At 60.1% G+C, this 25,789-nt stretch carries 23 protein-coding genes; 12 read left to right on the forward strand and 11 right to left on the reverse strand.

Annotation, left to right across the window (positions count from 1 at the left end; translation table 11 throughout):
- On the forward strand, window positions 1–517 hold a 517-nt coding region (locus WCA85_RS26580), incomplete at its 5' end, for an EamA family transporter (RefSeq protein WP_424067845.1).
- Window positions 518–576: 59 nt separating this feature from the next.
- Here WCA85_RS26580 and WCA85_RS26585 read toward each other — a convergent pair.
- Entirely contained in the window at window positions 577–1,476 is a 900-nt protein-coding gene (locus WCA85_RS26585) for a L,D-transpeptidase (RefSeq protein WP_424067879.1), read from the reverse strand.
- A 351-nt stretch (window positions 1,477–1,827) separates the two neighbouring features.
- Between WCA85_RS26585 and nadE the strand changes: the two genes are divergently transcribed.
- A complete protein-coding gene (nadE, locus tag WCA85_RS26590; protein ID WP_424067880.1) occupies window positions 1,828–2,679 on the forward strand; it encodes an ammonia-dependent NAD(+) synthetase in 852 nt (283 codons plus the stop codon).
- Between the two features lie 30 nt (window positions 2,680–2,709).
- On the opposite strand, the gene WCA85_RS26595 is transcribed toward nadE, so the two are convergent.
- From WCA85_RS26595 to WCA85_RS26610, 4 genes are all read right to left on the reverse strand, one after another.
- Complete coding sequence (locus WCA85_RS26595; protein WP_424067846.1) at window positions 2,710–2,979, reverse strand: RNA recognition motif domain-containing protein; 270 nt, start codon at window positions 2,977–2,979, stop codon at window positions 2,710–2,712.
- A gap of 304 nt (window positions 2,980–3,283) precedes the next feature.
- A complete protein-coding gene (locus WCA85_RS26600; protein ID WP_424067847.1) occupies window positions 3,284–3,796 on the reverse strand; it encodes a hypothetical protein in 513 nt (170 codons plus the stop codon).
- A 440-nt stretch (window positions 3,797–4,236) separates the two neighbouring features.
- Window positions 4,237–5,907, reverse strand: coding sequence for a S10 family peptidase (locus WCA85_RS26605; RefSeq protein ID WP_424067848.1), 1,671 nt, complete (start codon window positions 5,905–5,907; stop codon window positions 4,237–4,239).
- Window positions 5,908–6,060: 153 nt separating this feature from the next.
- Complete coding sequence (locus WCA85_RS26610; protein ID WP_424067849.1) at window positions 6,061–7,617, reverse strand: S53 family peptidase; 1,557 nt, start codon at window positions 7,615–7,617, stop codon at window positions 6,061–6,063.
- 311 nt (window positions 7,618–7,928) lie between these two features.
- Here WCA85_RS26610 and WCA85_RS26615 point away from each other — a divergent pair, with 311 nt between their 5' ends.
- Entirely contained in the window at window positions 7,929–8,435 is a 507-nt protein-coding gene (locus WCA85_RS26615) for a DUF1993 domain-containing protein (protein ID WP_424067850.1), read from the forward strand.
- A gap of 36 nt (window positions 8,436–8,471) precedes the next feature.
- Here the strand turns inward: WCA85_RS26615 and WCA85_RS26620 are convergent, their stop codons facing one another.
- Both WCA85_RS26620 and WCA85_RS26625 read right to left on the reverse strand, forming a co-directional pair.
- Window positions 8,472–8,792 (reverse strand): YnfA family protein, encoded by a 321-nt coding sequence (locus WCA85_RS26620; protein ID WP_424067851.1) that lies wholly within the window; start codon window positions 8,790–8,792, stop codon window positions 8,472–8,474.
- Between the two features lie 159 nt (window positions 8,793–8,951).
- Window positions 8,952–9,581 carry a LysE family translocator gene (locus tag WCA85_RS26625; protein WP_424067852.1) on the reverse strand — a complete coding sequence of 210 codons (630 nt, stop codon included), beginning with the start codon at window positions 9,579–9,581 and terminating at the stop codon, window positions 8,952–8,954.
- A 133-nt stretch (window positions 9,582–9,714) separates the two neighbouring features.
- On the opposite strand from WCA85_RS26625, the gene WCA85_RS26630 reads away from it, so the two are divergent.
- Entirely contained in the window at window positions 9,715–10,179 is a 465-nt protein-coding gene (locus WCA85_RS26630; protein WP_424067853.1) for an Lrp/AsnC family transcriptional regulator, read from the forward strand.
- 115 nt (window positions 10,180–10,294) lie between these two features.
- Window positions 10,295–10,528, forward strand: a complete 234-nt coding sequence (locus WCA85_RS26635) for a hypothetical protein (protein WP_424067854.1) — start codon at window positions 10,295–10,297, stop codon at window positions 10,526–10,528.
- Between the two features lie 364 nt (window positions 10,529–10,892).
- Here the strand turns inward: WCA85_RS26635 and WCA85_RS26640 are convergent, their stop codons facing one another.
- Window positions 10,893–11,495 (reverse strand): NUDIX domain-containing protein, encoded by a 603-nt coding sequence (locus WCA85_RS26640; protein WP_424067855.1) that lies wholly within the window; start codon window positions 11,493–11,495, stop codon window positions 10,893–10,895.
- 80 nt (window positions 11,496–11,575) lie between these two features.
- Here WCA85_RS26640 and WCA85_RS26645 point away from each other — a divergent pair, with 80 nt between their 5' ends.
- Entirely contained in the window at window positions 11,576–12,331 is a 756-nt protein-coding gene (locus WCA85_RS26645) for a DeoR/GlpR family DNA-binding transcription regulator (protein WP_424067856.1), read from the forward strand.
- Between the two features lie 236 nt (window positions 12,332–12,567).
- Here WCA85_RS26645 and WCA85_RS26650 read toward each other — a convergent pair whose 3' ends face one another.
- On the reverse strand, window positions 12,568–12,828 hold the full coding sequence (locus WCA85_RS26650) for a superinfection immunity protein (RefSeq protein ID WP_424067857.1): 261 nt from the start codon (window positions 12,826–12,828) through the stop codon (window positions 12,568–12,570).
- A 206-nt stretch (window positions 12,829–13,034) separates the two neighbouring features.
- Window positions 13,035–14,645, reverse strand: a complete 1,611-nt coding sequence (locus WCA85_RS26655) for a S10 family peptidase (protein ID WP_424067858.1) — start codon at window positions 14,643–14,645, stop codon at window positions 13,035–13,037.
- A 508-nt stretch (window positions 14,646–15,153) separates the two neighbouring features.
- On the opposite strand from WCA85_RS26655, the gene WCA85_RS26660 reads away from it, so the two are divergent.
- The gene (locus WCA85_RS26660) at window positions 15,154–15,417 is read left to right on the forward strand and encodes a hypothetical protein (protein ID WP_424067859.1); all 264 of its coding nucleotides are present in this window, start codon (window positions 15,154–15,156) and stop codon (window positions 15,415–15,417) included.
- An 80-nt stretch (window positions 15,418–15,497) separates the two neighbouring features.
- On the opposite strand, the gene WCA85_RS26665 is transcribed toward WCA85_RS26660, so the two are convergent.
- Window positions 15,498–16,532: a LuxR C-terminal-related transcriptional regulator gene (locus WCA85_RS26665; protein WP_424067881.1), complete on the reverse strand. Its 1,035-nt coding sequence runs from the start codon at window positions 16,530–16,532 to the stop codon at window positions 15,498–15,500.
- Window positions 16,533–16,898: 366 nt separating this feature from the next.
- Here WCA85_RS26665 and WCA85_RS26670 point away from each other — a divergent pair, with 366 nt between their 5' ends.
- The 5 genes from WCA85_RS26670 to WCA85_RS26690 all read left to right on the forward strand — a co-directional run bounded on the left by WCA85_RS26670 (window position 16,899) and on the right by WCA85_RS26690 (window position 25,787).
- The gene (locus WCA85_RS26670) at window positions 16,899–20,237 is read left to right on the forward strand and encodes an adenylate/guanylate cyclase domain-containing protein (protein ID WP_424067860.1); all 3,339 of its coding nucleotides are present in this window, start codon (window positions 16,899–16,901) and stop codon (window positions 20,235–20,237) included.
- 198 nt (window positions 20,238–20,435) lie between these two features.
- Window positions 20,436–21,467, forward strand: coding sequence for a gluconate 2-dehydrogenase subunit 3 family protein (locus WCA85_RS26675; protein ID WP_424067861.1), 1,032 nt, complete (start codon window positions 20,436–20,438; stop codon window positions 21,465–21,467).
- Window positions 21,468–21,485: 18 nt separating this feature from the next.
- Window positions 21,486–23,309, forward strand: a complete 1,824-nt coding sequence (locus WCA85_RS26680; RefSeq protein WP_424067862.1) for a GMC oxidoreductase — start codon at window positions 21,486–21,488, stop codon at window positions 23,307–23,309.
- A gap of 4 nt (window positions 23,310–23,313) precedes the next feature.
- Window positions 23,314–24,507, forward strand: a complete 1,194-nt coding sequence (locus WCA85_RS26685; RefSeq protein ID WP_424067863.1) for a cupin domain-containing protein — start codon at window positions 23,314–23,316, stop codon at window positions 24,505–24,507.
- Between the two features lie 17 nt (window positions 24,508–24,524).
- Window positions 24,525–25,787 carry a cupin domain-containing protein gene (locus WCA85_RS26690; protein ID WP_424067864.1) on the forward strand — a complete coding sequence of 421 codons (1,263 nt, stop codon included), beginning with the start codon at window positions 24,525–24,527 and terminating at the stop codon, window positions 25,785–25,787.
- Window positions 25,788–25,789: the final 2 nt, after the last annotated feature.

Below are 25,789 nucleotides of genomic sequence, written 5' to 3' on the forward strand. Positions count from 1 at the left end.
GGGCTGGACCGGCATGACGCTGGGGCTCGTGGGCGTTGTGCTGGTGCTGCTACCGAGGCTCTCAGCCGGCGCACCCGCCGTGCCGCACGGTCAGGCGCCCGGATGGCTAGTGGTTGCTGTATCGATCCTGGCGGTCGGGGCGATCACGGCGGGCACGCTGTTTCAGAAGACCTCGCTGGCGCGGGCCGATATTCGCAGTGCCAGCGCCGTGCAGAATTTCGGAGCGGCCATCGTTGCCGCGATCCTTGCGCTGGCTCTTGGCGAGCATCGCTGGATTGCGGGGCCGACGCTCTGGGCATCGCTTGCGTGGGGCATCGTGATGCTGTCCGGTATCAGCGTAACATTGCTGGTGTGGATGGTCCGGCGCGGCGACGCCGCACGGGCTACCGCGCTTCTTTTCCTCGCACCGCCGCTTGCGGCGCTTGAGGGCTACCTGGGGTTCGGCGAAACGCTGCTGCCCGTGCAGATTGCGGGTTTCGTGGTCGCGCTGCTGGGGGTGTTGCTGGCGCGCTCCTGATACATTTGCTTTGGAGCCTGCTGGCCGAGCGGGCTTATGAAGCTCGCTGATACTGCCGTTCAATCCGCCGTATCGGCCGCAGCGGGAACCCGCGCGCGCGCCTTGCCGCCAGGTCCGGGCGACCAACCGGGACGCGTCTTGCGCTCCGAATCGACAACCACGATGTACCGTCCCGCCCAAGGCGTCACCTGACGATCCGAATGCAGCACCCATAACGACTTGCCCGACTCCACCAGCGCTTCATACTCGGCATCGAGAATGCCGTAGTGATCGAGGAACACATTCAACGAAGCAGGAATACGCACGCAGCCTTTCGAATGGCGAATCCCAAGTAGCGGTTCGAGTTTGTCGGGATCCGTGGCGTGCATCTGGAAACGCATCTGCGACATGCCGCCTTTGCCCCAGCCACGCTCGCCCTGCGCCCAGCCGAGATCGAAAATCCGCATATCCCGTTTCCCATAACCGCGAATCCCGTTCTGATTCATGGTGCCTTCCGCGCGGAAATCCATGTTGTCGGGCGTGTGTTCGAATACCCCCAGCGGCGTGATGAAATGATCGAATTCACCGGGCCGCCCGGTCGCTACCGGCGACGCGCCGATCATCACCCATTTGTCAGCAGGCGTGGCCCTGAAATAGATGAACAGCGCCTGAACGTTGGCGCAACGATCGACCAACACGACATATTCGCCGGACAGATTGCCTAGCTGATCACCCTGCAGCGCGGCCTCGAGGCGCTCGCCGTATTCGTGCTGGGCTGCGGCGGGCACCTGCAGGCGACGTGTCACGGTACGCGCGAACGCGGCCCGCAACAGCAAAGCGCGACGCGGATCGACCGCGCCTGCCGCATCGGGCGCCGCCACCGCCGAAGCGGATAAATCGACCAGTGGCGCCCCGTTCGGCGGCGTAGTGGCGCCGAAGGCCACCCCGCACGATAGAGCCCATAACACGGCACTTACCATCCGGCTTATATTCGCGGAATGCTGTTGACGGCCCATAGCGTTTGTTTTTATTCCAGCCCGATCAATCGCTTCGCTTTGCACACGCAGGCCCCACCATTTCTGTTGGTTCATCGTGTATTTGAGCAAACCTGCCTATCATCGATTATCTAGAAGCTCATGCCGTTTATGCATCAACACGATATTACTCAGCACATCAGATTCTGTCGATCAACCCGCAAGCCAGTTGCACTACGCCGCACCTTTAATAGCTGACATTTATTTGACATACAGCTTCGGGGTTTAATGGTTCAACCGTGGGCAATTTAACCTGTTGTCTGACTTGAACCAGATAGGGGGATATGTATGCATTCCATGACGCAACAGGATTCGGCTGAACGGCAACGACGCATCGCAACGGAGATGCATGTCAGCTGGGATTTCGACGCAGAGCGCGAAATCGAGCGGCGCGTCGCTTTCCTCATGCAGTATCTGCGCACGAGCGGCCTGAAGACTTATGTGCTTGGCATTAGCGGCGGTGTCGACTCCACGACGGCGGGACGCCTCGCGCAAATAGCTGTCGAGCGTCTGCGCACCGCTCACTACGACGCGCGATTCGTCGCGGTGCGTCTGCCGTATGGCATCCAGCAAGACGAAGCCGACGCGCAGCAGGCACTCGCCTTCATTCGGGCTGATGAGAATCTGAGTATCGACGTCAAGCCCGCAGCCGATGCCATGCTCGCTGCATTGACCGCCAGCGGCCAGCGCTTCGCTGACCACGCGCAACAGGACTTCGTACACGGCAATATCAAGGCCCGGCAACGGATGATCGCCCAGTATGCGGTCGCAGGCGCGCGGGCTGGCGTGGTGATCGGCACGGACCACGCGGCGGAATCGGTAATGGGATTTTTCACGAAGTTTGGCGACGGCGGCGCCGACATCCTGCCGCTCACGGGACTCAACAAACGGAGAGTGCGCGCGCTCGCGCGTGCATTGGGCGCGCCCGATGCGCTCACCCAAAAGGTCCCCACTGCCGACCTCGAAATGTTGCGCCCGCAACGTCCCGACGAAGATGCATACGGCATTCCGTACGACGTCATTGACGACTTTCTCGAAGGCAAGCCGGTCAGCGCAACGGCGTATGAAACTGTGCTGCGCTTTTACGAAGCCACGCGACACAAACGCGCATTGCCGTACACACCGTTCGACTGGCCTGCTGAAACTTAGTCCGATGTCTCGCGTGATACGGCCGCTAGCTCATCCCCGCGATGGTGGCTCTTCACCGCCGAACAGCTCGGCGCTCACCTCCAGCCGGGCGCCGCGCAACAGCTTGTGTTGCAATTCGCGTGCGATAACTTCCCCGATGTACGGCCCGTCCGAAAGAAGTTCGACCGTTGCATGAGCCCTGGGTGTGCCCGCCTCGTTCACGGTCACGCTTTTCGCATAGTGACCCAGTTCATGCTCGAGAAACTCGCGCACTTCCTGCTCGGTACTCGCTTCGGGAATGTTCCAGACGAACAGGTTCATGGTTGCACCGTTTTAGCGCTGGCGACGCTCCGAGCTACGAATTCGCACAGGCTGCAGGCTCGATCGCTTGCTGGCTTGCGCCGCCGCTGCATTGCTGATGAGGGCCGTTCCAAGCACAGCCAACGCCACATAAAAGGCAATCATTTTTATATCCCCTTCGAATTTCGTGCCCGTCGGTGAACTGTACCTGAATAATCGAGCGGACAATACCTAACCCGCGCGCTTGCGCAAGTATGCAACGTTTCGGGGATAGAGGTGCAGATGCGCATTTCGGAACACAGCCGGCTCTGCAACGTGCGTGGCATCAGGGCTCGCCATCGTGGCTGCCGGTCGCGACGTTCACGCCACTGATCTTGCACGAGTTCTGGCCGAAGCCCGGGTAAGTGGCAGACCAGTTGCCGACGATCGTCGCCTGCGCATCGCTCAGGCTCATCTTGCCTTCGCAGACGCAGTGCTTCAGATGCACGGTAAGCCGCGCCTTGCGACGTTCTCCCTGATCCCCCGCCCACGGCAGCAGGTCGAAGTTGGCGGGCGCATCCGGTGCACCACCGAGGAGAACCGGGACACGCCGGTCGAGCGCATACCCCACGCCGGCATCCGCGTTGATGCCGCGTTCGGCGAGCAAACGCGCCTTGTGATCCATCATCACGTTGATCGGTGGGGAAACCGCGTCGACATAATCGGGACGGCAGATGGTGTGCGCGATCGACTGCTGGGTCACGCGCTCATCGAGCATCGATGCGTCCTGTGCCGTCGCCTGGCCGGCGCGCAATCCTGCCGTCGCGCCAAGCAGCACCACCAGACTGATACGGGCCATCCGCGCGGCATCTCGCTGATACACGCGCGCCGGTGCGCAGGGGGAGTTTGATTCTGTGACGCGCTGCGTTGCGCCGCGCGTGCTTGCCTTTCCTTCGATCATCCGTCGGCGCGCCATGTTGTGACGCGGAATAGTGAATTCGCAACACGATTAAAACACATCCAATACCCTTACGTACAATTCGAGCCCACATGCTGGGAAAGCGCAACTTCAAAGCCGAGACATGGCCGTCAAAGAACGTGCCGCTCGTTGCGCACGCATCGGTTATTTGCGCGCGATTTGAACGCGACGGGTACGGCATGCGCCGCATCCGTCGCGATTCGACGTGTCACACCATCCAGCGAGCGGCCACAGTTGGCGGCAACACGTCAGCTATGAGCCATCGCTCTATGCTCCAACTCACTCGCCTCTCGCCTAACTCGTCTAGCTTAGCAAACCCGCTAATTCGCCTTACTCGTCTTGCGAGCCTGCAACGCGCGAATCCTGCTCACTGCCGCGGTGTTCGTCACGGTTGCGTCATACATCTTGGCGACATCCGCCTTCAGCGCGGTACGTGAGGGCCCGTCGAGATAAACCATGTGCCCCGAAGGATAGAACCGCGCGGACAGATTTTGTCGCACCTCGGCGCTGACTAGCGGCATCCTCTGCAAATCGATCACGGTCTGATAGAACGGTGTCACGAAATCGTAGAAGCCGTTTGCCGACAGCACCTTGAGGTCCGGGTTGAGCGCCATCACGGCCGCGAGATCGCCCGCCGTGTAGAGAATGACGTTGCCTTTCGAATCCACGCCCTTCTGCGCGCCGGTCGGATCGATATGGCTAAAGTCCCAGTACTGGAAAGCCTGGTCGTTCAGATCGGTAAAGGCCGAATTTGACGTGTACAGCAACTGCTCGTTCAGATAGACGTTCCACATGGTCGTGTAGACGCCGGTCACAGCAGTCATGGTCGGATCGTTGCCACCGGAGTTCGGATTGATCTTCCCGGCGATGCCTGTCTCAATGGCCGTGACCCGCCCGTCGTACTCGCCCAGCGCCAGTCCCTTCGACTTGAGCAATGTGGTCAGAAAGAGCGAATTGCCGCGGCTGTCGTAGTCGGCAATGTCCAGGCTCCACGCGAGCAGCGTGGGCTTGTCGATACCGGTGTACTCACTAAGCTTTTCCACCGTGGCCGAATCGGTAGCCGGTACTTTGCGCAAGGCCGCGAGGTAGTCGGTACGCGCGAACTGTGCCACTTCCTCGGCGAATGTGCCGAGATTCTTCGGTGTCGGCGCCACCCCGAGTTTCTTGTGATACCAGGCATCAGCGGCGGCGGTAGGTAAAGCGCCAACCGGATTGCCCGACTGCGTGTAGTCCAGAATCGACGATTGCAGCGTAATGCCGTTCAGGTCGACGCCATCTTCGTGCAGCAGGTAGGCGAGCACGCAACTGCGCGCCGTGCCGTACGACTCGCCATACAGAAACTTCGGCGAGTTCCAGCGGTTGTTCTTGGTGAGAAAGCGCTTGATGAACTGTTTGATCGAATTGGCGTCCTGGTCCACGCCCCAGAAATCGCGGTTTTTGCTGGGTGCAATCGCCGCCGAATAGCCGGTGCCGACCGGATTGATAAACACCAGATCGCTCTTGTCGATCATGCTGTCCGGGTTGTCTTCCATCGAATACGGCGCGGGCGGCGTGAAACTGGGCATGGCCGTCTTGATGCGGCGCGGCGCGAACGAGCCGAGCAAGACGAATACCGACGACGAGCCCGGGCCACCGTTATAGAAAAACGTAACCGGGCGGCTGTCCTCTTTCTGACCGTCCTCTGTGAACGCCACGTAGAACATCTTCGCGTCGGGCACCGAACTGCTCGGGTCGACTGTCACGAGGTGGCCCGCCGTCGCCGTGTAAGCAATCTTGCGTCCACCGATCACGATTGAATGTTTTGTGACAGCGGCGTTTTCGCTCGTATCGGTGACGGAGTCGTTCGGTCCGTTGCCGTAGGCAACCGGATCGAAGAACGGCTGGTCGCCTGCGTGATGCGCCGCGCTCGCGGCCATCGACGCGTGTGCGGGCGCCGCGTGAGAGTTGTGAGACGACTGCGGACTGCCGGAAGCTGACTCGGTGTTCGTCATGATCGCTCCATCGGATTCGTTTTAGGTCGTGTGTGACATGGACGCGCCGTACAAGCGTCGTATCAGGCGAGGCGCCACCGTACTGGCAAACGCGGAACAGGTGTGCAACAAGTGTGCAACAAGCGCCGGCGTCGCCGGCGCCTGCTCGCGTGACTATAGTGCGGCCGCGACTTTCTGACCATTGGGGCTACCAAGCCCCGTGCACGCGTCCCATCCAGGAGTCGCTTCAAAAGCGCCGTTGTTGCCTTGCGTGATGTCGCGCAAAGCGCTCGGCGTCTGATACAGCTTTGGGTTGATGAAACCTGCCGGCGATCCGTTGGCCGCATTGATGCGGGCGATCAGCGCCGCCCACAAGGGCGCCACCGCGCTGGTGCCGCCCACCACCGTCTGCGAACCGTCTATCAGCACGTTGTAGCCCGACTCCGGTGAGGCGTCGCCGGCAACGTCCGGCACCCCGCGTCCCGTCAGTGCCGTTTTTACACCCTTCGCGCTGGTGGAGGACAAGCCTTTCTGCCAGGTCGGTACCGCAAACGCCGCGCTAACACCGCCGCCGGTTGAACCACCCTGCGTGCCGTCGTTCCACGCCACCTCATGCGTGATGGTATCCCCCGACGCAGTCAGCTTGGTGCCGCCGCATGCCAGTACATACGGGCTCGACGCCGGAAAATCGACCACCGTGCCCCCGGAGCCGTCGCTCGAGCCGCTGTCGCCGGATGCCACGCAGACCGTCACACCCATCGTCGCCGCTGCTTGCAGCGCACTATTGAAAGCCTGCAGCGACTGCGACGTCCATGCCGACTCAGGGCCGCCCCAACTGATCGAAATGACCGAAGGATTATTCGTGGTGTCGTGAACGGCATTCGTTACCGCATCGATAAAACCGGAGTCTGTATTCGTCGTGAAGTAGACGGCGATTTTCGCGCCCGGCGCGACTGCGCCGACCACTTCGATATCAAGTGTGACCTCGCCGTCCGGGCCACTCGGGTCACCCGTGGGCTTGTTGCTGCCCTCATCCACCCCGACCGATACCACGGTTGGCGAAGCTACGCCGAGCCCCGAGAAGTAGGTTTTCAGATCCGATGTCTTATAGCCGCCGCCCAGTTCGACGATGCCCACGCACTGCCCGCTGCCGTCGCCCTCAGGGAACTGGTAGAGCGCAGCGACCTGCAGTGGCGTGAAGGAACTCGGCGCCGGCGTCTTCGCCGGATGAAACGGCGGCCGGATACGGAAATGCGGACGCGCCTGCGGCCGGTTGTCGAGACCAAGCACTGCCGTCACGACGCCGGAAAGCGTGTCGGGCAGACTGATAACGCCAGTTCTGCCGCGATACTGGCCGATGGAATGATGCTGGTAATGCTGCAGTTGAACGTCGAACGCGGCCTGGAACTGTGCGATCGTTCCGGCCAGTATGACCTTGCGCGACGCCGCATCTTCACGGACCACGGTCAGGCCGGCCTGCGTGGCAAACGCCTTGACCTTCGCCATGTCGTCGGCCGCCGCGCCGAACTCCTTGGCATACGCTTCGCGCGACAACGGCTTGACGCCCGGATCGCCCGTTTCGATCTTGTCCAGCAATGCGTCGAACTTCTCCTGCGCGGGCCGGCGCAGGATCACCTGGACTTCGATCCGCTCCGCGGGATCGCAGTGTCCAACAACGGTTGAACCTTCTACTGCTTTGCGCTCACTTCCTTGCAACGGGTGCTTGGCCATAGCTCGATACTCCTGGATGCGTTGCCTCGCGAGGCTCACGAGGTTCGCGTTAGTCCCGACAGAACTCGCGTCGCCGCATCAATGTACTGCGGCAACGCGCGCCGGGGATACTGGTTTCAAGGACATCGTCAAGCCGTCCGACAAATCCATTCCAACACAGTTCCAGATCGCAGGACAGTCGTCCGGATGGCCAATGTCATTACCGCACGAGGCGCGCTATGATGCTGCAGCGACGATATAGCCGTTGCATTGCCTCGCGCGGGCTTGATGCACGCGCGTCGAAGAATCCGAGAGAATCAGAGGAACGTTCCATGTCCATTTCGATGTATCAAGCTTCCTTGCCCGTGCTCGTGCGCGGCCTGACCAGCCTGCAAGCCATTCTCGGCAAGGCCGAAGCGCACGCCGCTGAAAAGCAGATCGACCCGTCCGTGTTCATCAACGCGCGACTCTTCCCGGACATGTTGCCGCTCGCGCGCCAGGTCTACATCACGACCGACACGGCCAAGGGCTGCGCGGCGCGTCTTGCCGGCGTCGAGCCGCCCAAGTACGACGACGTCGAAACAACGTTCGAAGAACTTCACGCCCGTATCCAGAAAACGATTGATTACCTGCAGGAATTCAATGCAGCGCAGATCGACGGCTCGGAAGAGCGTCCGGTCACGCTAAAGATGCGCAGTGGCCCGATTGAATTTACCGGCGTCAACTATCTGCTGCATTTCGCGATGCCCAATTTCTACTTTCACGTGACGACGGCATACGACATCCTGCGCCACCACGGCGTGGAACTTGGCAAGCTCGACTTTTTGGGCGGCCGTTAAGCCTGAAATGAGCGCCGCATGCTCACGCGGCGCGCGTCAAACGCGCGGCTGGAAAGCGATGATGCCCATTCCAGCTAGCGTAAGTGCGACGCCAGCGAGGTCCCACAAACTGGGGCGCACCTGCTCGACCCACCAGAGCCACAAAATCGCTACCGCCACGTAGACGCCGCCGTATGCGGCGTAGACGCGGCCGGCAGCGGCACCGTGCAGGGTCAGAAGCCAGGCGAAGGCCGCAAGGCTAAGCGCGCCGGGCACGAGCAGCCACGCGGAGCCGCCCTCCTTCAGCCAGCGCCACGGCAGATAGCAGCCCAGAATCTCGGCGACGGCGGTCACGACATACAGCAAAAAAGTCTTCATCGAAGCCAGGTTATTGGAGTGACGGGGCGTGGTTTGGCGGACAGCTATCGTGAGCCGCTTCTTCTATCGCCCTTATTAACACAATCACTTGGCTCGTGGCATAGCGTCGGTACGAGAGTCACCACAACGCATCCGGGACACGCGGCCGTGCCGCCAAGCCTAGTCGAACGACAGGCGCAGCGCGAAACCAATCAGCGCCGCCGAGAAGGCCCAACGCTGTATCGTCTGCGCGAGCGGATGCGAGCGCATCCAGTCCGCGATGCGCGCCGCCCCGATCGCATACGCCACGTCGAAACACGCGCCGGTTGCCACGAGGATCACGCCCAACTCGATCATCTGCAGCGCGACCGGACCCGCTTCGGGCCGTACGAATTGCGGCAACAAGACTGAGCAGAACAGTAAGGCCTTTGGATTCAGCAGGTTAGTCAGCAGTCCCTTGACGAAAGCGGTCCGCAGCGGCCGCGCTCCGGCAGTCACGACCTCGCCCGCCGGCAACGCAAAGACGGGCGAGCGAAAAATCTGCAACGCGATCCATCCCAGGTAGACAGCCCCGCCATACCGTACGACTTCGTAGAGCCAAGGCGCGCTGCGCAACAGCGCAGCCACCCCGCAGGCCGACAAGGTGACGTGCGTGGCCCGCGAAATTCCCAGCCCGCCCGCGGCGGCAAAACCCGTGCGTGCGCCCCGTCCAATGCTCGTCTGTAACACGAGTGCCATGTCCGGGCCGGGCACGGCGTAGACAACAAACAAGGCGGCGATATAGACGACCAGAAGATGCGCGGAAATCATGTAAACCTCACGTTTTGAGGCCTCTATCTTGCTATCGTCCGATGAGAGATTACTGGCGAATTACGTGAAATCTACGTTCAAAAATAGCGGAATACGCTAATATTTCGTTTCGCCATGAATCTTTCCCCTCACGATGAACGACCTCGATAAAGTCGACCGCGCCATCCTCTCGGCGCTGCAGAATGACGGACGCATGTCGAACGCACGACTTGCCGAAACCGTCGGCCTGAGCGAGACACCGTGTGCCCGCCGCCTCAAGCGTCTGGAGAACGACGGCTACATCGACCAGTACCGCGCCATGCTGTCACGTTCCGCCCTCGGCTTTGGCGTGGTCGCGTTCGTTTACGTCCGTTTTGCGGTCCATGACCGCGCGGTCGCCACGCGTTTTGAGCGCGAGGTGCAGGCCATCTCACGCATCCTGTCTTGCCACAATGTGTCGGGCAGCGCCGACTATGTGCTTCAGGTGGTTGCACGTGATCTCGACGACTACGGCACTTTCATGCGCGACGAAATGCGCAGCTTGCCGGGCGTGACGTCGGTGGAGTCGGCGCTTTCGTTGCGCGAAGTGAAAGCCAATGGCGGTCTGCCGCTCATCTGAGCGGCAACGCGGGGATCGCGCGAACGCAGCATGCACGTCACCCATGCCATGCGCCTCAGTCATGGCATAGTGAGCGCCTTGGCCTCAAAGCCCGACGAACTATGGAGTTTTTCCCATGAATCACGAACAGGCGCGAGCCGAAGAAACCGCCGCCATGGAGCGCGTGTTGACGGCCACCCAACGAGTCAAGTCGGCGTTCGCGTCGCTGCAATCGCAATTTCCGCCAGCCGGAACGGGACAGCCTTCGCAGTTCGCGCTGCAAACTTTCGACGCCGCACTGCAAGAACTGGAAGATGCACAAGCCGCCTTCGACGATCTTCTCGGCGATTTGCTTGACGGTAAGCGCTGAGTCGCTTATTGGCCTCTTGCCTGAGTAGCCGCGGCGCGTCACGCGGCGGTTTACCCGGGATGCTCGGGGACGATCGTCGCGCAATCCGATGGCGCCGTACGGGATTGACCGTTAGTTGCGTTATTGACCACAGCCAACGCCCTTCTGCCGTGAAGTCCAGCCGCTCCACGGCGAGATAGAAAGGGCTTGATTTCCGTTACAGAAACGCCGATTTGTTTCAATGGCCGTGGCATAAATCCCATCGTCCACGAACCGCAAGAGCGCGAGGACGAGCAATCCGGACGAGTTGACGGTCTCCTGGCTTTCGTCAATCGCGCTGCGCGCGCAGCGTAGGCTGGCCCATCTTGACCATCTCGACAAGGTCTCAACGCTCGGGATCCAGCCCGTCGGACACACGTAGCGCCACGTGCTGCAAAAGCAGGATTGTCTTTCCGTCCACGATTTCTCCCCGACGCACAGCCGCGAGGGCATCGCCGAGCGACAGCTCAATCACTTCGATGTCCTCACCTTCTTCTGCTACTCCACCGCCGTTACTCACCCTGGTTGAAGGATCGTATTCGGCGATAAAGAAATGCAGCTTCTCCGTGACCGAGCCTGGGCTCATGAAGGCTTCGAACACTTTTTGGACTTCCTGCACGCGGTATCCGGTTTCCTCTTCGACCTCTGCACGAATGCGTTCCTCTGGCGACGCGTTGTCGAGCAATCCCGCGGCCGCCTCGATCAGCATGCCATCGTGTCCGTTGACGAAGGCGGGCAAGCGAAACTGGCGGGTCAATACGACCGTCTGACGCGCCCGATTGAACAGCAGCACAGTTGCGCCGTTGCCACGGTCATAGGTTTCCCGGCTTTGACGTTGCCACACGCCATCTGAGCGCAAGAAGTCGAACGTCGTTTTTTTAAGCACGTACCAGTCGTCGGACAGCACGGTGGTTTCGACTATCCGTATCCGATCTTTCGTTTGCATCATTGGACACACCCCAGTGGCGTTGAACGTGAGTCCATGATATCGTGCAATTTCGTGCAACATCAAGATAAAACGTGCAGCCTATGCTCACTACCCAACGAAAGCGGTCGATCCTCGATGTGCTTGCCCGCGACGGAGAGGTCCAGGCCACCGCGCTGGCAGAGGCCTTTTCCGTTTCCGAGGACACGATCCGGCGCGATCTGCGCGAGTTGGCGGCTGAAGGCCTGTTGCAACGTGTTCATGGCGGGGCATTACCCGCCTCGCAAGCTGTTGCTCCGTTTGCCCAACGCCGTTCACTCGAAACGTCTGGCAAGCGCGCAGTTGGCAAGGCGGCCGCATTGATGGTCAAGCCCGGACAAATCGTCATCATCGACGGCGGGACGACCTCTGCCGAGTTGGTGAAGCATCTTCCACGTTCGCTATCGGCCACTGTCGTGACGCATAGCCCGAGCGTTGCCGTGGCATTGGTCGATCACCCGTTGATCGAAGTTATTGTGATCGGCGGCAAGCTGTACAAGCATTCCATCGTGACGGTCGGGGCGGCCGCGATCGAGGCGGTGTCCCATATCAACGCGGACATGTACTTCATGGGTGTAACCGGCGTACACGCGACGGCTGGACTTAGTACCGGGGATCTTGAGGAGGCGTATGTCAAAAGAGCACTGGCAGCACGATCGGCGGAAACGGTCGTGCTCGCTACCAATGAAAAACTGAATGCGGCGTCTGCTTACGCAATTGGCGACGTCACGCTTGCGCAAACCATCATTGTGGAGCGCTCCGCTGATGTCGCTGCCACGAAGCCAATTGAGAAAAGGGGCGTCGAAATCGTTCGTGCATGAGAGCAAAAGAGCGCAGTGGCGAGGTGGCTGAACCCGTCGCCCATTCGGCTAGGCTCGTGCTTCGCCTGGCATTACCGTTCAACCGAAAAATCTGAAAAGTGTTTTCGTCTCGGACGCACAATCCGCTCGACGAAAATATCGTCCGATGCGCGCAACCGCGCGTGCCGCCGTGAGAAATCGCTAAAGCTACAAACGGTGTCACGCCGAAAGCCGCGCGCCGAAAAAAAGCCGCAGCACTATTCGTGCGAGCGGCTTCTCTGTTGACGCATCCAGCGACGTTCCCGCGCTGCGTTTTCGGCGGTGCGAACGTCTGTCCCCCGGGATCGGGTCGCATAAGACAACGCACCAAACCATCCCGTCAACGTCCACCCGAGAAACAGGTTAAAGAGTAGCAACCGTGCTGCCTCCTGCTTCATCCGACGAAGGGCGATCATGGTAGGCGCGAAATATACAACGGTCGCGAGGACGATTAATGCGCAAGTAATGAGTAAGTGCATTTGACATCTCAATGTTAAGCGAGTCTGGAGCCATTCTAGGGCTGTCTCCTCTGCATATCGATGGCAATTCCTGCATCAGACTGTTGTCGCCGGTGAAGGTATTTACGCTGATTTACCCATTAAAAAGACGTCGGAATTAGCTCTGGGTTGTCTCCGCAGAGCAGCAGTTCTGGTACCTGCCTTGGCGTCGCGCTCGCGTCAGTAGCTCAGTAAGGCGTGCGGCTCGAACGCCTGCGATATCGCGCAACACCCGCGACCGCCGTCTGCTCGGGCTTACCCGTTTCCTTGATAGCGGCCACATGCGTTTTTGCCGCTCCAAAGAATGTGGAGAGGTCCGCCTTCATTGCAGTTCTTGATGCATTGTCGAGATAGACCATGTGGCCCGACGGATACTTGTGGAACGTCAGGTTGCTTTCAATCTGCGCGCTGCCCACCGGCATAGTCTGAAAATTGATCAAGCTCTGGAAGAATGGCGTCACTGCGTCGTAGTACCCGTTTGCTGAAAACACCCGCAAATATGGATTGACCGACATCGCGGCAGCAAGATCGCCTGCCGTGTAGAGGGTTCCGATTCCGCCTCGCTGGGCTCCTGTTGGGTCGATATGGCTGAAGTCCCAGTTAGCGAAAGCCTTGTCGTTCAGATCCATGAACGGCGATATCGACGTGTACTGCAATTCCTCGTTGAGGTACACGTTCCACATCGCTGTATAGACGCCGCCCACGGCGGCCATTGTAGGATCGTTGCTGCCCGAGTCCGGCGAGACGAATTCGGCAATGCCCGTGTCGACACCCGTAACTCGACCGTCATAGGAGCCTACGGCAAGCCCCTCGTCCAGCAACAGACTCGTCAGGTATACCGAACCATCTCCTGTCAACGGATTGAGCTGCCAGTACTTGAGGACCATGGGCGGGATGCCGAGAATATCACTCAGATGCTGCATAACCTCGGCATCGACAGTGGGGAACGCGTCTAATGCATTCGCATACGGGCCGCTAGCAAACGCGCACACCTTGTCCATGAAGCCTGGCAGAGCGCGCGGCGGCGGCGACACCGATAGTTTCTTGTGGAACCAGGCGTCAGCCGCATAAGTTGGGAGGACACCGATCGGGTTGCCCGCCTGCGAATAATCGAGAATCGACGACTGCAGAACAATCCCGTTCAGGTCCACGCCGTCTTCATGCAGCATCCACGTGAGTACACAGGTGCGCGGCGTTCCGTACGACTCTCCAAACAGATACTTGGGAGAGTTCCAACGGTTGAACACTGTCAGGTAACGTTTGATGAACTGCTTGATACACCCAGCATCCTGGTCCACACCCCAGAAGTCCTTGTTGCAGCCTGGTTCGATCGCGGTCGAGTAACCCGTGCCCACCGGGTCGATAAACACCAGATCAGTATGATCGAGCAAGCTGTCCTGGTTGTCTTCGAGGGCGTAAGGCGCCGGCGGGGTAAAGCCCGGCATGCTCGTCTTTATCCGCCGCGGTCCGAATGAGCCTAGAAGCAGAAAAACCGACGATGAACCTGGACCGCCGTTATAGAAAAACGTGACAGGACGTGCAGACGGCGTGGGGCCATCGGCGGTGAAGGCCACGTAGAACAATTTGGCGCCCGGGTCTGAGCTATAGGTGTGCGTGGTGACGAGGTGTCCCGCTCGCGCCGTATACGCAATCGAACGCCCGTTGAGCTTCAGCGTGTGATGCGTGATCGCAGCGTTTTCGGTGACGTCGCTGACGGAATCGGCCGGACCGTATCCATAGGGCGTCATGTCGAGAAGCGGCTGATCGGGTGGAACGCCTTTCTTTGCAGTTGCTTTCATCGCACATCTCCCCTTTTGTGATCGCGACGTGATGAACATCACATGGATCTTGTGAATGTCGCGAAGTATAGGAAATCGCCCGTTGTTTCCAAGGAGCTTTCCCATGATCCGTGAACTTCGTCGAACGTTCTGAATACCGTCTGTCGAGCGTTGATTGACAGAAGCGAAATAGCGCACGCGTCAATTGCATGTTTCATGCACTTTCCGATGAAGCGTGCGCTCGCACGTATAACCATAAAACGTTCGCATGGGCCGCAATTGAATGCATGCAGATGCGCGCCGTCGATTTCTTGACGATCACCTACCACCAAAGTGATATAGGCACAGCCAGACCCGAGAACCATACTGGGTTGAGCCTGCCGCGTGTACGAACCTCCATGCGCATCTTCCGATGCTCGCTTTGCTCGCAAGCAAGCGCGGCTGGTCGTCCGTGCCGGACGCGGTTCGCGCGCTTGCATTGGTTGGTCGCAACCGGATGTTGCGTCAACGTTTTCTAAAGGAGATTCAGATGAAATCAGCCCTACTTCTCGCGGGTGGAATCCTCTGCGCGTGCGCCTGGCACGCCAACGCGCAAGACACCACCGCAATTCCGACGACCACAGCGCAGGCTGGCGCGGTGAATTCGGAAGGTCCGGACGCCTCCGCATCTTCCATGTCTGGCGGCCCTGCCGCATTACCTGGAAAAACCCGGGCCGAGGTCTATCAGGAACTCGTGCGCTCAATGCAGAATGGTGACGCAGCACGGCTACAGGAACTCTATAAAGGCAATTAAATTTCTTGAGCACGTGATCTGCGGCGGCGCAGACGCGCAGACGACGGGAAGGCGACGCCCGCGCCGTTGGCGGCTTCGCGTTACTGCTTCGAACGTGATTTGTCGGCCTCTAGCCGGCGCGTGATAAGACGGATCAGGAAGGTCGCAAACTCGGGGTCCTGGTAATACATCCGCATGGCGTCGGTCGCCGAAACCATCAGCAACTCGCAGTCGCTCTTGCAAACGGCCGTGCAAGTGCGACGATGGTCCGGTGAAAAAAGTCCGATTTCGCCTAGTATTGTGCCGGCACCCACTTCAACCTTGATCTCCTGAAGACCAATCGTCCCGCGCGCAACGTAGTAAAGCGCATCGCTCGGCGCGTCCTTGTAGAACAACACTTCACCCCGTCTGAAACGGCTTGGGGATAAATGCGAGAGCAACCGTTTCATGTTGAGCTGCGCATCGAGTGCATGATGAAGCTGCGCATCGCCAACTTTCTCCAGCCGCGCGGCCGCGATGCTTGCTTGCCCACGGCTACCGACTTTCAGTGCCTTGTACACCGTGTAGAGGTGCACTTTCACTGTCCCTTCCGCAATGTTGAGCTGCCGCGCGATTGACTTGTTCGACTCCCCGCGTGCCGCGAGTGCCAGCACTTCAATCTGGCGTGGCGTGAGCACGCAGGCGTCGCCACCGGATGCCGTGGCGGCGCGTGACGATGCTTGTGTCGCGGAAGGGGCGACTCTGTTGTTTGCAAACGCAAGCAACGTAGGCGGCAGATAGGTGGCGCCGGCTAGCACGACCCGCAGCGCACCATATAGCGCCTCCGTGGACTCGGATTTATTCAGGCAGCCCGTAACACCCGCGGCGATGAAGGAGTCGACCGTCGGCTGATCGATCCCGGTCAGCAACACGAGGCCTGGCAAACGCGGGATGGCGCGGCGCCACGCGAGCGCCGCGTCGATCGCTTCGCGCTTGTGATCACCGTCCAGTACCAGCAGATCGGCACTCAACTCTTCCTCGAAAGCGTCCGTCCCGTACTCAGCACATCTCACCTCGGTGTCCGCCGCGAACTCGCCGAGCAGGCGTGCTACGCCCTCGCGAAACAAACCGGCCGGCCCGACGAAAATGATCAGCATATGGCTCACTTATTTTCATTAAAGCTTCGCTATTCTTTATAGATCACACTAAAGAAAGTCGCATTGATCTGCCAGTCCAATGGCGAAGAAGGCGAGTCGCCGTACCGGCTGGAAACGGCTGCGGGCGGGAATACCGGTTTGTGTGCCTTTGGAGGTCGCGCCGTGTGGCGAACGCAACCAACGAAATGAATCGGAATGCAACACATTGCCACGATAAGGGCTATCGTAAACATCTTAGGATATTGATGTGTCCCCTACATCAGGATCGTCCGTACCGGCTTGCTGCATCGAGGATGGGTGGTTTTCACCCGCAGGCGTCCTTGGGCCGGATCGCGCTACCCGAATTCACAGTCCGGGGCCCGAAAGATGAAATGTGCTTTGTGTCATCACGAATGCTCTGTCGCCGCCAAGTTCTGCGAAGAATGCGGCACGAGCCTCACGGCTAGCCCTGCGTCGAATGACGCGGGCACCGTGCCCTCGCCTGTGCTTCCAACCGGCGCAGCGGTGCATGGCGATGGCGGCCTGCCGTGGACTGCCGCTCCCACGTTCGAAGACCGTCGCCAGGTCACCGTGCTGTTCGTCGATATTTCCGGCTTCACTGCACAGTGCGCGAGCAGCGATCCCGAGCAGGTTCAGGACATGCTGCGCCGCTTCTATGCGGCGATGGACATCGTTGTCGTCCGCTATGGTGGGCAAGTCTTTGACCGCATCGGCGATGCGGTCATGGCGGTCTTCGGCGCGCCTGTCGCACATGGCAACGACCCAGAGCGGGCGTTACGCGCCGCGCTCGACATGCACGACAGGGCAGCGGGTATGCTCGATTGTCACGGACAGCCTCTGCGGGTGCACGTCGGCGTGGCGCGAGGCGAAGTCGTGGCCGGTATGATCGGCAGCGAAACTGCCGCGCATTATTCGATTACAGGCGACACGGTTAATCTCGCCTCGCGCCTTCAGGACCTGGCCGAGGCGGGCGAAACGCTGATTTCGGACGACCTGTACCGCTCGGTGTCAACGTTGCTCGAAGTCGAAGCACATGGCGCGCATGTGGTCAAAGGCCTGCGCTCGCCGGTCCCCGTATGGCGAGTACTGAGCTTGCGTCCGGCTTCGCGCACGCTTTCCCCGTTTGTAGGCCGTGAAGCGGAATTCTCACAAATCGTCGCGGCGCTCGACGGCTTACAGCAGACGTGCACAGGCACCACCATCGTGATTCGCGGCCAGGCCGGCATCGGTAAATCACGACTCGTCTCCGAGGTTCGAGCGCGCGCCAGGGCACAAGGGATCGACGTCCCGATCCAGCAGGTGCTGGACTTTGGCGTTGCAAGAGGCAAAGCAGCAGTCCCTGCCTTGCTCAAGACCGCGCTCGGTGTTGCCGCGCCCCACGACGAATCCGCCTGCCGGCTCGCACTGCAGCGAGCGCTCGAACGGGGCCTGGTCGTCGGGCAAGAAGGCTTGTTCCTCGCGTGTTTGCTGGGGTTGCCGTTGTCGGCGGCGGAGATCGCCGTCTATAACGCGATCGATAACGCAACTCGCTCCCAAAGCGAGACCGATGCCCTGATCGCCGTACTACACCGTGTTGCCAGGATCCGCCCGGTGCTGTTGACGATCGAAGATGTGCATTGGGCCTCCGCTGAATTCCTGCGCCAACTTCAGGCCGTCGCACGCAGCGTCGTGGATGCGCCGGTCATTCTGTTGATGACTTCGCGTATCGAGGACGATCCGCTGGATCAGGCATGGAGCGCAGCGCTCCAGGGCCGTTCACTTTTGACGCTGGATCTGGGGCCGCTGCAGCCTCACGAAGCCGCTACGCTGGCGCGCACGTGGGCCGAAGTGCAGGCGGACGTCGCCCAGCAATGCGTCGCCCGTGCCGATGGCAATCCACTGTTCCTCGAACAGTTGCTGCGCGCGCCGCATGAGCGCGAATTGAGCGCGGTGCCGCCTACCGTCCAGAGCCTCGTGCTCGAGCGCATGGACAGATTGGCGCCGCCTGAGCGTATGGCGCTGCAGGCCGCGTCGGTCATTGGCAAGCGTTTTACGGCCGAAGCGCTGCGCACGCTTACCGGCAAGCACGATGACCACTGCGACGCGCTGAGCGCGGCGGACCTGATCCGCCCGGATGGCGACGTCTTTCAGTTCACTCATGCACTGATCCAGGAGGCCATTTACGCGTCGATTCTCAAGAGTCGCCGGTGCGTATTGCACAGACAGCTGGCGCAATGGGTCGGCGATAGCGATCCTGTCCTGCGTGCCGAGCACCTGGACCGCGCGCACGATCCTGAGGCCGCTGCGGCCTACCTGTCGGCCGTCAAGTACGAGAGGCAGCGGTTCCGTTTCGACGCGGCGATGTTGCTGGCGCAACACGGCATGACCCTGGCCGGCGAGCCTGTGGCGAAGTGCGAACTCTCGCTGCTGTTCGCGGAGTTGCTGCGCGAATCCGGTCGATCAGCGGATTCGATCGACACCTATCGAGCCTCGCTCGAACTGGCCGCCAACGATACTCAGCGCTGCCATGCCTGGATGGGTGTCGCGGCCGGATGTCGGGTAACCGGAAACTTTGCGCAGGCAGTCGATGCGCTTTCCGAAGCGCAGACCATCGCGAACCAGCTGCACCTGGATGTCGAGTGCTCGCAAATTCATAACACCCGGGGCAATCTGTACTATGCCCGCGGCGATGCGCCCGCCTGCGAGGTCGAGCACACGCAAGCGCTGCATCATGCAAAGCAAAGCGGCGACGCAGAATGCGAAGTGCGCGCGTTGAGCGGTCTCGGCGACGCGCAACTCGAACTAGGTCACCTGCTTCAGGCGCTCGAATCGTTTCGTCGCTGCGTCACGCTGTGCGCTCAGCAAGGACGTATTGCGGTCGAGATTCCCAACCGTTGCATGCTCGGACACTGCCTGAGATACGCCGCACAACTCGGCGACGCGACATTGGAAGTGCGTCGCGCGTGGCTCGATGCGCAGCGAGTCGGCCTGGTTCCAGCCCAGGTCTTCGCGCTAATGACGCTCGCCACTGTGCTCGTCGACGCAGGCCAGTTCGATGAAGCGGAGCCGGCGTGTCTCGACGGTATCGCACTCGCACGGCGCTCGGGCGCCCGGCGCTTCGAATCATCGCTGCGCCTCTCACTGGCCGATCTGCGACTGCGACAGGGCCGCCGCGATGATGCACGACATCAGATCGACGCGGCGCTGGCCCTTTCGCGCGAAACGGGTATGGGCTTCGCCGGCGCTGCCACCTTTGGGATGATGGCGCGCGCGGCGACGAGCCCCAAAGAGCGGGCTCATGCCCTGCACGAAGGCGAAGCATTGTTGACGCATCCCTGTCTCGCACGTTCTGTCCTGCGTTTTTATGTGAGCGCGATCGAGGCCTGCATCGACGCGGCAGATTGGGACAACGTCTTGCGCTACTGCGAAGCGCTGGAGAAGTTTATGCGCGACGAGCCGTTTCCGTGGGCGATGCTGCTGATCGAGCGAGCTCGCGCACTGCAGGATCTCGCCACCGGCGCGAATCGGCTCGCAGCAAGGCATCGTCTTCAACGCGTGCGCCAGGATATCGACGACGCGCAGTTTCGCTCCGTGCTCGGCGCAATCGATGCTGCGCTTGCTACCGCTGACGACGTACACGATGAGCCAGCGGTTGACCCAATGAGTGTGCCGAGAAGCATCGATGTTTTTAGCACGGGGGTACCCGGTACTTCGCCTGCCGGTTAGCCGTTGCTCCTTGATATTAGGCCATTGTTCATCTAAATTAAGCTGTGGCGTACGTGGCGTCCACACGGTCGGTTTATGACCGACCGATGATCCATGCGGCCAGAAAAGCGCTTCAGTAAGCGTGTTATTTCAGTCGGTGTAACGCACTAAATCGTCAAATGCAGTCGACTCACTTCGCTGTGCTGATAGAGGTGCGATGTGCAACCCGATCCGCTGGACCACGTCCATGTCCTGAACTTCACCGCCAAGTATCTTGCTCGCGCCAGCACCTCGCCGGGTTATACCGAGCCGTGGCGGTTTCCGATTATCGAAAGCACCAGGCTCACTGATCCCACGCTCACGCAGCACGCACTTAATCAGGTCACCTTTGTATGGCGTGCCGCAGCGCGCGATGATGAGCGGCCCGTCGCGGTGGTGGGCAACTTCGACAGCCTATGGGATTCAACGCCGCTCGAACCGGTAATGTTCGATCACCGCCCCACGTTTTACCGCGCAGCGACGGTGTGCGTGCCGAGTGGCCGCCTCTACCTCTACAAGTTCATCGTTGACGGTCAGGCGGTGCTGGACCCGATCAATCCGCAACGCACCCGGCTCAACACAGGATCAGAGTGGTCGCGCTTCTTTACGAACTACTGCGCCGTGCCCGTGAGTCTCGAGAGTTGGGAGATTTCCATTCTCGCGCGCCTCACGAATGAAATCCTGCCGTTCACCACGGGCGCTGCACAGAAGTTCATGGATACGTTCTATTTCGATGCCGACAACGCGACGCGGCAAAGCGCCTATCGGCTGGAGCAACCCGTGGGTGCGGTGAACTTCATCGACAACATTCTCTCCCGCGAGGAACACCACCGGCTGGTCGACTACAAGATCTGCCTCGGGCAGATCGAAGCGGTGCTCAGAAAACGCTATCCGTCGATATCGCCCACACAGGTCGGCTCGGATGGTTACCAGCAGTTGTACAGCCAGATGGCGGCCGATAACGTCCCAGACTGGGATACGTCGAAATATCAGAGCCCGCGCTTCTTCCTTCAGATCCTGCGCAGACATACTTTCTGCGGCGCTTTCTCGCATCCGAAATATGGAGGGAACGTGGGTGGTGCAGGCTGGGCCTATCTGGAACACACTTTTCGCGGCCAGGACAATCCAGACGGCACGCAAGGCAAAAGCTGCTTCGACTGGAAAAGAGCCATTGAAACTCCGTTTGGTACGAGTGTCGACTACTTCGGTTGAACGATCAAGGACTCGACCATGGAAGACAACTACGACGTCGTGATCATCGGCAGTGGAGCGGGAGGCTCGCCCATCGCCCATCAGCTCGCGCTCAAAGGCAAGCGCGTTCTGATGCTGGAAAAAGGGCCGTGGATCCTGCCGCAATATCAGGTGCAGGGACGTGTCAGCGGTTTCAAGCGCGACGAGCTGGTCTCGGATGGCGCCGAAAAGATTCTGCGGCTCGCCGTCGACAATCAGGGCGCGTCCTACTACTCGAGCCACGTCGAGCCCGACCTGAACGACGAACCGCACATCTATTCACGCAACGACGGTCAGGGCCAGCCACAAGACGCCGCGACCATCGAAGGTTATACCGCGCAGGTGGTGGGCGGCGGCACGCAGCTCTACGGCGGTGTCTCCTTGCGCTATACGCCGCGCGATCTGACGCTCGCTCAATGGAACAACCGCGAAGGCGCCGCGCTACTAGACGATCCAAATGAAGAGGTCCGCCGCGCCGCGCGCGACTGGCCGATCTCGTACGAGGTGCTGGAACCGTACTATGCGCGAGCCGAGAAACTGGTCGGCATTAATGGCGAAGTCAACAACCAGAAAAAGCCCTTCACGAGTGGCAACAACTATCAGACACCGTTGCAATACAACCCGATCAGCGAGCACGTCAAGACCGGAATGGACGCGCTGAAAATGCCGTATTACCGGACCCCGCTCGCGGTCATCACCGCGGATCACGAACCCAGCGGCCGCAAGGGACCGGAAACCGGTAACCTCGCGCGAACCTCCTACGTGAATCGCTACGGCGATCCGATGGGTTTCAAGTCCAGCACCTGGGTCTCGTTGCTCAGTCCGATCAACGAACTTGAGAACTTCACCCTGTTGCCGAACTGCACGGTCACACACCTCTCGTCGGAGGGGACGCGGATCAGCTCGGTCCATTTTCTCGACCCGGATGGCATCGAGCACAAGGTATCAGGACGCTTAGTGGTGGTTGCATGCTCGGCTATCGAAAGCGTCCGCCTTCTGAAGCTGTCGGCAGACCACGACAAAACCTACTTCTCACCGAAGATCAATCAGGACGGTAACGGCATGCTCGGCGCGTATTTCCTCACGCACTGTTTTGGCGGCGCCTCGGGCCTGGTATCGAAACCTGAGCGCTATGACAAATCGGAATCGCTCGACAGCGATTTCGCGTCGGACTTCTGCCACGCCGACGAGTTTCTCGCAGCCGAAAAACTATGGGCGGGCGCCGTGATCTACAACAATACGTCGGACCGCGCCCTGCCCCTCGCCTTGGCGCGCAACGTCGACAGCCACGATCTGGACACCCTGTGGGACGGTTTCAACAACGACGCCGGTATCTGCGGACAAGCCATGCACCAGTTTCTCGACGACAGTTTTGGTCGTGGCCTGTCGCTCACCTTCATGGCGAACCAGATCCCGCAGAAGAGCAACCGCATCGAACTCCATCCTACTGTGCGCGACAAATGGGGACGAGCCGTTGCCTACATCATCAAGGGCTGGCACTCGCACGATATCGCGTTGATGAACCGGCTGAGCGCCCAATGCTACGACGTGCTCTCGAGCGGCGGTATCAAGAACGCATTAAATGCTGGTGCGGTGTACGGCAAGGACGAATATGCCCGCTGCGCCAATCACATTATGGGCGGCGCGCGCTTCGGCGTGGATAACAAGGATTCCGTACTAGACGCCGACTGCCGCGCCTGGGGTTTCGACAACCTGTACGTCACAGATGGCTCGTTTATGCCCACCTCGGGCGGCGCAAACCCTACCCTGACGATCGAGGCGAATTCGTTTCGCGTCGCCGATATTCTGATCGGGAGACTCTAGCCTCATGGACCCGCGACTCGACGCACTAAGCACCGACCCCTCGAACCAGATCTTCGGAATCCTTTTCTTTCCCGATCGGATTTACCACCAGGCCTATCTGAACGCGACGCGTAGCCCACGCTACCGCTATAACGTGACGGACGTGCGCAGCTATTACGAAGTGATGTGTCTGAAGGGCAGCGTATTTCTTGACGGCGAGTTCTATGCGAATTTCGTGCGCATCGAATATCGCGGCTCACGGCTCACCGAGGCGACGCGGGTAAAAAACCGCTTCTTGCGCAATGGATGCGCGGCCTGGCTAAAGCTCATCGACAAGTCCGGCAACTCTGCCCAGACCGCCGACGACCGTCCGCTGGTCCTGCATTACGACGCCTGGGTCAACGCGTTCCAGGCCGAAATCTGGGACCGGCTAGAACCGCCGGACAGCGCGCGTCATGACGCATCGGTGCTCGCGCTGATGGGACGCGACAACGAAATCACGCGCATCACGCAGTTTCTGCCGTTGCTCAACGATGTCGGCTCAATCGCTAAAGCCGAACTGGCGTTTCGCGAGGAGTCGCGGCAATGGGCGTTCGGTAACCTGATCCAGAAAGACGATCTCGCCTGGGACAACGACTTCGGCCGCACGCATCAGCACCCCGTGCGTCCCTACGTGCCGAGTGCGCCCGACAACACCGTGCAGGACATGAACTACCTGCTCGACTTTCAGCGCGGCTGGTACAGGCAGGCGAACGATGTCACGCCGGTGCTGTACCGCAACGCAATGATGCTCGCCGACCAAAACGGCGGCTATACCAACCCGGACGCATCGAGCAACAACATCATCTCGATGCGCTGGCTGTTCCAGCGCGAACTCGGCGGCTCGATGATCTTCTTTCACGAGGTGACGATTCCACCCGGCAAGGTCGAGGGCAATCACCAGCATGTCGGCTCGGAAGAGCTGTACTACATCGTGCACGGTCAGGGCATTGCCTATCTGCGCGTGGGCGACGACCCCGCGCTCGGTGACGAGAATGACAATGCGTACAAGACAGTCAAACGCGAAGTGTTCGGGCTTGGGGAACAGGCATTCAAGGAACTGCCCGTCAAGCCCGGCAGCATCATCTATACAAAGAGCGGTGGCATGCATGGCATCCGCAACCCACCGCAAAACACGGAACCTTTGAAATTCGTTGCATTCCTCTACCACAGCGCCTGAATCAAGGGATTGACGCGATGGAAATCCTGCACGAAGAAGTGGTCCCGGTTCGTCCCGGCACGACACCTGACTATAGCCATGACAATCCGGTCGTCATGGTGCTTGGCTTGATCGAAAGTGCCGTGCTCGCGGCCGCGCGGGAATGTTATGACTTCGAGGAACTGCAGTACCTGTTTTCGATCCGGTCGATTCATCTGTATGGTCCTAGCGCACCGGATAGCGCTGTGCTCGATCCACGGGCGCAGGACAACAAGTGCGACTTCCAGAAACAGAATGTCCACTCATTTACCGCTGGCGACACACATGTGATTCGCGGCAAGGTAACGGTGGGCAACTGGACGGGACCCTTCATCCGCATTTCGTATCCGGCCGGTCCCGATTCTGTCCTCGCATCGCGCATGGGCGGTTCTCTCGGGCCGGCGATTCGCCTCTGGATGAAGGTGGGCAACGTCGCGTTGCCGGCGCTGGCAAACGTCCCCTACGACGCCGAATCCGGCCGCTACGCGATTGAATTCTGGGGTTGGCCAGGTTCTCCCGCCGATCTGCGCGCAGCGCTCGATGCACGCGGCCAGGCTGCGTTCGATCGCGGCGCATTGGTGCCCAACCCCACCCTGGTGCAAGCGAAAGGCGATTTCTCGCGTGAAGCACTCGACGGCAACAATGTGTCGAGCGCGCTCGACGTGGCGCCGGACGATGCGTTGCACCCGATTCTGCGCCTGCATATCGAAGCCGCGTGGGCTGACGCGTCCGGCAGCGTATGGGATTCGATGGACGGCGCCAATCACCAGTTCGAATTCAACATGGTTGTGCGTGGCTGGGAGAATTATCTGAGCGTTGGCACGAGCCCTAACGCGCACGGCGGTCCAGGTGCGCTTGAGTATCGCAACCTGCTGTCGAACTACGCCAAATATGCTGGCATGGGTGAGCTAGCCCGCACCCTGCCGTCATGGAGTTTCGATGCGTTCGGCAACAAAGGGCCCGACGGGCGGCATGAGCCTTTTATGGCCGTCGATTACGCAGACCTGCACATCATCCGGCCGAACTCGGCGATTGGCCTGCACCGACACCGCGACAACCTGGAAATTTTCATGACGATTGGCGATCGCGCCGGACTGATGGTGATTGGCGACTGGGCCAAGATGCCGAACCGCGAGCGCTGCCTCGAAGTGCGTACGTTGCGCTCAGGCAGTCTCGCGTTGCTGAAAGGGGGCAATCTCCACGCCCTCATCAATCCCTCCGATGAGGACCTCTTCCTGTTCACGTTTGGCGGCTACGACTAGCG

This window comes from Paraburkholderia sp. (genome assembly GCF_049581445.1).
Classification (GTDB): domain Bacteria; phylum Pseudomonadota; class Gammaproteobacteria; order Burkholderiales; family Burkholderiaceae; genus Paraburkholderia.